Below are 7,518 nucleotides of genomic sequence, written 5' to 3'. Positions count from 1 at the left end.
ATTATCATCCAATCGGCAGTTTTATTGCCCGTGCCAAACACGGTTTGGGTACGCGTTTCGCACAGTCCGCACTTTGTGCAACTGGCAACCTCGGTTTGCAAAATAGTCCAGCTTGTTTGCACGGATTCAGATGTTTCCAGTCCGACATTATCAACAACCGTCTCTGCACAAAAGGACAACCGTTGCCCAACATGCGCTGACCCCCTGGGAATCCAAACATCAATGCCCATCGCTTCCAGGTATTGCAACCGTATCGAATTATCCAAATGTATCTCCTGGGAATATAAGATCAGGACTGAGAAGGCAATTATACTTGTACTTCAAATTTCGACTTTTAGATTCTCCTCACCCCAACCCTCTCGGCAACTGCTCCTGCGTTGCCAAGCCACATGGATGTGGTGAATGTGGAAAATGCAGGAGCATTTTTCCACCTACCTTCTGCATCCATGCAGTCGTCCAGCAGGAGAGGGTGCCAAGGTGCCGAAATTTGTAATGCGCTGGGTATACAGTCACTGTCAGTGCCTAAAACCTCTACACAAAAAACTCAAAATCCACGCCTTTTGCCTTGTAACTTGCGCCTTGAACCTAACTCAAACATTCCCTTTCTGAGGATGCCGTCGCTGATCTGGACTGAGCAGCTTGTTTACCGCGTTAACATACGCTTTCGCAGAGGCGATCACGATATCAGTATCAGCGCCCAATCCGTTCACGATTCGGCCCGCCTTTTCAAGGCGAACTGTGACTTCGCCCTGGGCATCTGTGCCATTGGTGATGTTATTGACTGAGTAGAGTTCTAAAACAGCATTCGACATGACCAATTTTTCAATCGCCTTCAAACTGGCATCGACTGCACCGCCGCCTTCAGAGCTACCTGTCACTTCCTTGTTATCTATCCGCAAAGTAATTTTCGCATTCGGTATCTCACCGGTTTCTGAGCAGACCTTCAAGGCGACTAACTTGATGTGTTCATCTTCCGATTCAAACCCGACTTCCGAAATTAAGGCCTGTAAATCTTCATCAAAGATTTCATGTTTTTTATCAGCGAGTTGCTTGAAACGTGAGAATGCTTCGTTCAAGTCCTCTTCCGATTGAAATTCTACGCCCAATTCCGTCATCCGGCTTTTAAAGGCATTTCTGCCCGAATGCTTGCCTAACACCATGCGGTTAGCTGACCAACCTACGTCCTCAGCCCGCATAATTTCGTAAGTTTCCCTGCTTTTCAAGATCCCATCCTGGTGTATTCCGGCCTCATGGGCAAAGGCATTGGCGCCAACAATAGCCTTATTGGGTTGGACTGGAAAACCGGTGATGGAAGACACCAACTTTGAACACGTCAAAATCTCCCGCGTATCAACCCGTGTCTGGCAAGCAAACACATCATGCCGGGTACGCACCGCCATGACAATCTCCTCAAGCGAAGCATTTCCTGCCCGCTCTCCCAAGCCGTTGATGGTGCATTCAACTTGCCGTGCGCCATTCATCACCGCAGCCAAGGAATTCGCCACCGCTAGACCTAAGTCATTGTGGCAATGCACTGAAAAAATAGCTTTGTCCGAATTGGGTATGCGTTGGATCAGGTTGGCAATCGTCGCGCCAAATTGCTGGGGCACGCTGTAACCTACCGTATCGGGAATATTCAGGGTTGTCGCGCCTGCATCAATCACCGCCTCAAGAATCCTGCACAAAAAATCTTCTTCGGATCTGCCCGCATCTTCGGGGGAAAATTCAACATCGTCCGTAAATTGCCGGGCGCGTTTGACGGCTTTTACGGCGTACTCAATGACCTGCTCTGGCTGCATGTGCAATTTCATTTGCATGTGGATGGGCGAGGTGGCAATAAAGGTATGAATCCTAGCCCTGGCCGCACCTTTTAGCGCCGCACCAGCGCGGTCGATATCCTTATCCAGCGCCCTCGCTAACCCGCAAACAACGCTGTCTTTAATGACATTTGCCACGGCTAGCACCGCTTCAAAATCGCCAGGGCTCGCTGCCGGGAAACCCGCTTCTATCACATCAACTTTCAAGCGTTCCAACGCCCTGGCTATACGTACTTTTTCGGTACGCGTCATCGACGCGCCTGGACTTTGCTCACCATCCCGCAAGGTGGTGTCAAAAATAATCAAATGGTTTTTCATGTAAACTCCATCAATGGATGGCAATCAGCTACCGAGATAGCCGAGTAAAAAAAGAGGGTTGGTGTTGTGAAAAAAGAAATGGATGCCCGTCAGGGCAGGATTCTTAGAAGCAGGCACAAACAAGCGCACAACTTTGCTACTGAAAAGCTGTCTTGAAAATAATGGCTTTGGCCTTGTTTGGTGTATTGGGGAAACATGCGCGAAAATATAACTGAATAGTCTTCCAGCCACAAGCAGAATCTACAATTTGCGTCCTTGCAACCGGCGCTTACGCATGACTAGTGTAATAACAGGGCCAGAAATTGCATAAGCTAAAGATACGAAAAACAGCATGATCTCCGGTTGCGCCATCACAAAAGCAATACCCAGCATTACTGAAATCGCCACAAAAAAGGTCACCTTCCCTTTTAATTGCGCTTCCTTAAAACTGGAATAACGGAAATTACTCACCATTAATAAACCCGTACAAATCGTCAGCACTAAGGCTGGGTATTTGACCACGCTTATATCATAGCCATGTTCAAGCGACATCCAGATAAATCCTGCAAGAACAGCCGCTGCCGCTGGGCTGGGCAAACCCTGAAAATATCGTTTATCGTCGGTGCCAACTTGGGCATTAAACCGCGCTAACCGCAACGCGCCTCCTGCCATGTGGACAAAAGCCGCAAACAATCCTGCTTTGCCGAAGCTAGCAAAAGCCCAGAGATACATCACCAAGGCAGGTGCCGCCCCAAACGAAATCATGTCAGACAGGCTATCGTACTGGACGCCGAACTCACTCTGGGTATTCGTCAGCCGGGCGACACGACCATCCAGCCCATCCAGTATCATCGCTATAAAAATAGCTATAACGGCCGTCTCGTAGCGGCCGCCGATAGCTGAAGTTATCGCATAGTAGCCGGAAAACAGCGCTCCTGTGGTCAACAAGTTAGGTAATAAATAGATACCACGACGGCGAATTGAGCGCTTTTCGGTTTTGTCCATTTTTATCAGGGCTTGCTTTTGTTCTGGAAGATTTAGGGTGAAATTATAATACAACGGGCGGATATTTCGCACCCAAGTTTAATAAGCGCTTGTGACAGGAACATTAATCGGGTCATTTTGTGGTCTAAAGGCGATGCAACAAAAGAAAAGATATCAATTTTTACTATGGTAAAATTCGCGCACCAAAACGTAGCGAAAACCGAATCTGGCAATCCGTAACCACCTCGATTCTTAAGTTTTTAACTCTGACACATAGAACTATCATGAATAAACCAAAAAAAGTCGCAATACTAACGGCAGGCGGATTGGCTCCGTGCCTCAACTCAGGTATCGGCAGTCTCATCGAGCGTTACAGCGAAATCGACCCGTCGATTGAAATTATTTGCTACCGCAGCGGCTATAAAGGCCTATTGCTTGGCGATTCCTACAAAGTAACGCCAGCCGTGCGGGAAAAAGCTGGCTTGTTACATAAATTCGGTGGTTCGATCATCGGAAACAGCCGCGTCAAGCTCACTAACGTAAAAGACTGCGTTAAACGGGGTCTCGTTCAGGAAGGCCAGGATCCGCAAAAAGTTGCAGCCGACCAGTTAGTCAAAGATGGCGTGGACATCCTGCACACCATCGGCGGTGACGACACCAATACCGCTGCCGCTGACCTTGCCGCATTCCTGGCAAACAACAACTATGGCTTGACCGTGATTGGCTTGCCTAAAACCGTTGATAACGACGTGTTTCCTATCAAACAATCGTTGGGCGCGTGGACAGCCGCCGAACAAGGCGCTCGTTATTTTTGGAATGTGGTTGCCGAAAATAATTCCAATCCGCGCATGTTGATTGTGCATGAAGTCATGGGACGCAGTTGCGGGTGGCTGACGGCGGCTACCGCCCAGGAATACCGAAAATTGCTAGATCGCACTGAATGGCTACCGGAATTGGGGCTGGATCGTGCCACTTATGAAGTCCACGGCGTATTTATCCCGGAAATGGCGATAGACTTGGCCGCAGAAGCAAAACGCTTACGTGCGGTCATGGATAAGGTGGACTGCGTGAACATCTTTGTTTCCGAAGGCGCGGGCGTTGAATCTATCGTGGCGGAAATGCAAGCCAAGGGACAAGAAGTACCCCGCGATGCCTTCGGTCACGTCAAACTGGATGCCGTCAATCCTGGCAAATGGTTTGGTGAACAGTTTGCCCAAATGCTCGGCGCGGAAAAAACCCTGGTGCAAAAATCCGGCTATTTCGCAAGGGCCGCCGCCTCCAATGTCGAAGACATCCGCCTCATCAAATCCTGCGCCGACCTTGCGGTCGAATGCGCTTTCCGCCGCGAATCCGGTGTGATCGGTCATGACGAAGATCGTGGCAATATCCTTAGAGCGATTGAGTTCCCGCGTATTAAGGGCGGTAAACCATTTAATATTGATGCCCCGTGGTTCAACCAAACATTGGCTGAAATCGGACAAACCAAGGGTGCTAGGGTAGCGGTTGGGCATTAAGCAACATCTTCTAAGGCGTGTTGGCTGGGGTGAAACATTAACCACTCACGGCTTTTGACCTTGGGATGGTTTAATAATCGGCATAAACTATGCTTTCCTCATAGCAACAATAAAGGACAATACATGAAAAAGTTTCGTATTTATGTTTTGGCAGCTTGTACGGCTTTTGCGCTAGTTTCGTTTCCCAATGCTTATGCGCATACCGCAGCGCAGAAATTTGGTAGGGGCTTGGCGGGAATGACCTGCGGTTTTCTTGAGATACCAGGCAATATTGTTAAGGAAACACAAGCTAAGGGAGCAATAGGTTTTCCGCTGGGCTTAGCGAAGGGTTTAGGTATGACAGTAACCCGTGAACTGGTCGGCGTTTATGAATTTGTTTCCGCGCCTTTTCCTGCCCCATCAGGTTTTCGCCCGATTTTAACGCCTGAGTATCCGTGGGATTATTTTCATTAAAACCATTGACTTTCTTCGCTGTTAAGTACGTTGGTACGAGACTGAGAATCCAGTTGTAGGGCGGATTAGACGCGCAAACTGTACAATTTTCATATAGGTACAGATTTATCGCGCGTCGTAATCCGCCATTTTAGTGACCACCGCATTCGGCGGATTACGCCGCGCCCAAAGGACAATCAAAACGGATAAGATCGTGGGTTTGCGCGGCTAATCCGCCCTACGGCCCTACGGCTCTCTTCGCCGCGCACCACGGAGCCAAACACGCGGATGTTGGCTGCGTGGTAATGCTTGGCAATATCCAGAATACTGGCTTTTTGCTGCTGTAACATTTCATATAATTCAGTCAAGTTATATCTCCTTGGTTATGACGGTTTGCTGACGCGAAACCGTCTTACAGCGTTGAAAAGATTGCGCGTCTCGGCAACCGCAACCGCTCCTGCGTTGCCCTACCTCCTTGCATCCATGCAGTCGTAATCCGCCACGCTACCAAGGGCGGAAACCATTAGGTGTTTCGCTTCATCCGTCGGAACACGGCTAACGCCGCTTCCGACTTACGGCCTTGAAAGCGCGTGTGAGTCGCCTAACGTAAAGCTAACCGGGCGCGGCACTGGGAAGCTAAAAAATGAAACCGCACTATAACCGCGCTCCGGTTGAGCGTTTTGTTAGGCAATTTTTTGATGTTGCAGAATAATTTTTGATAAAGCTCTCAGTGCTTCGTTGACTGATTTTGCATCGGGAAATATTTGTGCCACATCAGCTTCAAGCATAATTAGTTTCACACCCTCATGATATTGTTTGGCATATTTCCCACGGACTCCATTGCTCATTTTGGAAAAGTCATACTCATCAAGGAGTTCATCATTTAATTCATCACTATTTTCTGGATTCATAGAAACCTCGCTCTCGTTTCGTTGCCTGTCGAGCACTGATAATTCTGATACTTTCTCCACGTTGTGTATGAGAAATGACCAATATTCTATTGTTGCCAGAAAGACCGATAATGATATAACGCTCTTCCTGAATCGAATGCCCTGCATCAGGATAGGTAAAAGATAAATAATCCCCAAACACAGTGGAAGCCTCTTCAAAAGAAACTCCATGTTTCTTACTGTTAATCTGAGCCTTTTGAGGGTTCCATTCAAAGTCCATTGAAAAATCTCTTTCAAATCAAACTATAGATTAAATGCTTTGAGAGCCTAACATAAAGCTAACTAGGCGCTTTAAAATAAATAAAGAACCAAATTAACCGCGTTCCTTTTTGTTGAGTCAATTTTACCACAACCAGCTTAGAAAAATTTGTGTAACAATCAACCCCATGCGCTTCGTTTATGGCGGTTTGCCTATCGGCGAAACCGCCTTACAGCTTTACAGCTTTAGGCTGAAATGTCATTTTCGAGTTGCCTTAATCATAGCTTTCATGTTCGATGAAATAATCGCCCTCAAATGTTCGCTAGATGAGTAATATTGTACACGTAATGGGGCAATATCGAAGTGAAGAACAGTACCTTCCTTTGCAATCAACAAAATATCCATTGCTTCATTGCCAACTCCGTGGGCATACCCCAATTCATAATAAACATTGGGACGTTCATTCGTTAAGTCACAAACGACAAATTCTGAACGTTCAATAAGGTCTGTTATCTCTCGAATGATAAGGCCAGACCCCGTATTTTCGTCAACACGCTTAGCTCGTAGCTTTAGTTTCTTACACTCATCTTTAATCGCTGCGTAGGCATCTGCCAAATCTTGACCACGAAACGGCATGATGACAAAAACCAAGCCCTCTTCAAATTCTCCTTGGTCTTCTGGGTCGTAATCTGGTCGCCCGAATTCTCGATCCATAAATGTGTGGTCTCGCCCCATATAACCTTCTTTAGTTCATCCGCCTAACGCAAAGCTAAGGGGCGATTTGCCCGATGATGACGACAAGAGGAGCGAAAAATGACCGATAAACCACAAGATTTAAAGAACGCGCTGGGGCAAAGCGTCCCTTTGAGCGACGGGTTAGGGGGTTGATGCCGTGGATAAAGCAAAATATCTTTCGTCAATACAGGCTATTGGTTTAGCTTTGAACATGACGCACAATACGGTAACAACAGATATTGTTGGTGTTGAACCGACCGATACGCAATGGCGGATTGACCATTCTAAGGAAATTGAGCTTTTAGGCATGATTGAGAGTGCCATCAACATGGGTACTTGTCTCTTATGTGGTGGTCGTAATAAACGCCTTTAGAGCGTGCAGAAAGAAGGCCGTCAAATATTTGCTGCGGTACGCGGCAGAACGTATAGGTGTGACCTTGTTTGAACTTGATTTGCATTTGCTGAGCGGCGGCGACATAACCAACGGCACTTATAGCGCTGGAATTTACGCTGATCATTTCCATAGTGTTACCCCTAACGCAAAGCTAAGGGGCGATTTGCCCGATGATGACGACAAGAGGAGCGAAAAA

Annotated in this window: 10 protein-coding genes and 1 pseudogene; 3 read left to right on the top strand and 8 right to left on the bottom strand. The window is 47.4% G+C overall.

Features of this window, described 5'->3' with window-relative positions; translation table 11 throughout:
• The 3 genes and pseudogenes from ACLQ6D_RS12870 to pssA all read right to left on the bottom strand — a co-directional run.
• Positions 1-266, bottom strand: a pseudogene (locus ACLQ6D_RS12870) (uracil-DNA glycosylase); the annotation flags it as partial.
• Between the two features lie 324 nt (positions 267-590).
• Positions 591-2,135: a 2-isopropylmalate synthase gene (locus ACLQ6D_RS12865; RefSeq protein WP_411727709.1), complete on the bottom strand. Its 1,545-nt coding sequence runs from the start codon at positions 2,133-2,135 to the stop codon at positions 591-593.
• Between the two features lie 240 nt (positions 2,136-2,375).
• Complete coding sequence (gene pssA, locus ACLQ6D_RS12860) at positions 2,376-3,119, bottom strand: CDP-diacylglycerol--serine O-phosphatidyltransferase (protein WP_411727708.1); 744 nt, start codon at positions 3,117-3,119, stop codon at positions 2,376-2,378.
• A 263-nt stretch (positions 3,120-3,382) separates the two neighbouring features.
• Here pssA and ACLQ6D_RS12855 point away from each other — a divergent pair, with 263 nt between their 5' ends.
• On the top strand, positions 3,383-4,612 hold the full coding sequence (locus ACLQ6D_RS12855; RefSeq protein WP_411727707.1) for a pyrophosphate--fructose-6-phosphate 1-phosphotransferase: 1,230 nt from the start codon (positions 3,383-3,385) through the stop codon (positions 4,610-4,612).
• 123 nt (positions 4,613-4,735) lie between these two features.
• Positions 4,736-5,065 carry an exosortase system-associated protein, TIGR04073 family gene (locus ACLQ6D_RS12850; protein WP_411727706.1) on the top strand — a complete coding sequence of 110 codons (330 nt, stop codon included), beginning with the start codon at positions 4,736-4,738 and terminating at the stop codon, positions 5,063-5,065.
• A gap of 176 nt (positions 5,066-5,241) precedes the next feature.
• Here ACLQ6D_RS12850 and ACLQ6D_RS12845 read toward each other — a convergent pair whose 3' ends face one another.
• From ACLQ6D_RS12845 to ACLQ6D_RS12830, 4 genes are all read right to left on the bottom strand, one after another.
• Positions 5,242-5,412 carry a hypothetical protein gene (locus tag ACLQ6D_RS12845; protein ID WP_411727705.1) on the bottom strand — a complete coding sequence of 57 codons (171 nt, stop codon included), beginning with the start codon at positions 5,410-5,412 and terminating at the stop codon, positions 5,242-5,244.
• Between the two features lie 315 nt (positions 5,413-5,727).
• A complete protein-coding gene (locus ACLQ6D_RS12840) occupies positions 5,728-5,955 on the bottom strand; it encodes a hypothetical protein (protein ID WP_411727704.1) in 228 nt (75 codons plus the stop codon).
• A complete protein-coding gene (locus ACLQ6D_RS12835; RefSeq protein WP_411727703.1) occupies positions 5,939-6,214 on the bottom strand; it encodes a BrnT family toxin in 276 nt (91 codons plus the stop codon). Before ACLQ6D_RS12835 ends, ACLQ6D_RS12840 begins: the two co-directional genes overlap by 17 nt.
• A gap of 237 nt (positions 6,215-6,451) precedes the next feature.
• Positions 6,452-6,907: a hypothetical protein gene (locus tag ACLQ6D_RS12830; protein WP_411727701.1), complete on the bottom strand. Its 456-nt coding sequence runs from the start codon at positions 6,905-6,907 to the stop codon at positions 6,452-6,454.
• 178 nt (positions 6,908-7,085) lie between these two features.
• Here ACLQ6D_RS12830 and ACLQ6D_RS12825 point away from each other — a divergent pair, with 178 nt between their 5' ends.
• On the top strand, positions 7,086-7,301 hold the full coding sequence (locus tag ACLQ6D_RS12825; RefSeq protein ID WP_411727711.1) for a hypothetical protein: 216 nt from the start codon (positions 7,086-7,088) through the stop codon (positions 7,299-7,301).
• On the opposite strand, the gene ACLQ6D_RS12820 is transcribed toward ACLQ6D_RS12825, so the two are convergent.
• Entirely contained in the window at positions 7,252-7,386 is a 135-nt protein-coding gene (locus ACLQ6D_RS12820; protein WP_411727710.1) for a KTSC domain-containing protein, read from the bottom strand. The genes ACLQ6D_RS12825 and ACLQ6D_RS12820 overlap by 50 nt on opposite strands.
• Positions 7,387-7,518 lie beyond the last annotated feature (132 nt).

The sequence above is a fragment of the Methyloglobulus sp. genome (assembly GCF_046714055.1).
In the GTDB taxonomy this organism is placed as follows: Bacteria; Pseudomonadota; Gammaproteobacteria; order Methylococcales; family Methylomonadaceae; genus Methyloglobulus.
Note: the sequence above shows the minus strand (reverse complement) of the source record. Positions and strands in the feature narration are given on the sequence as shown.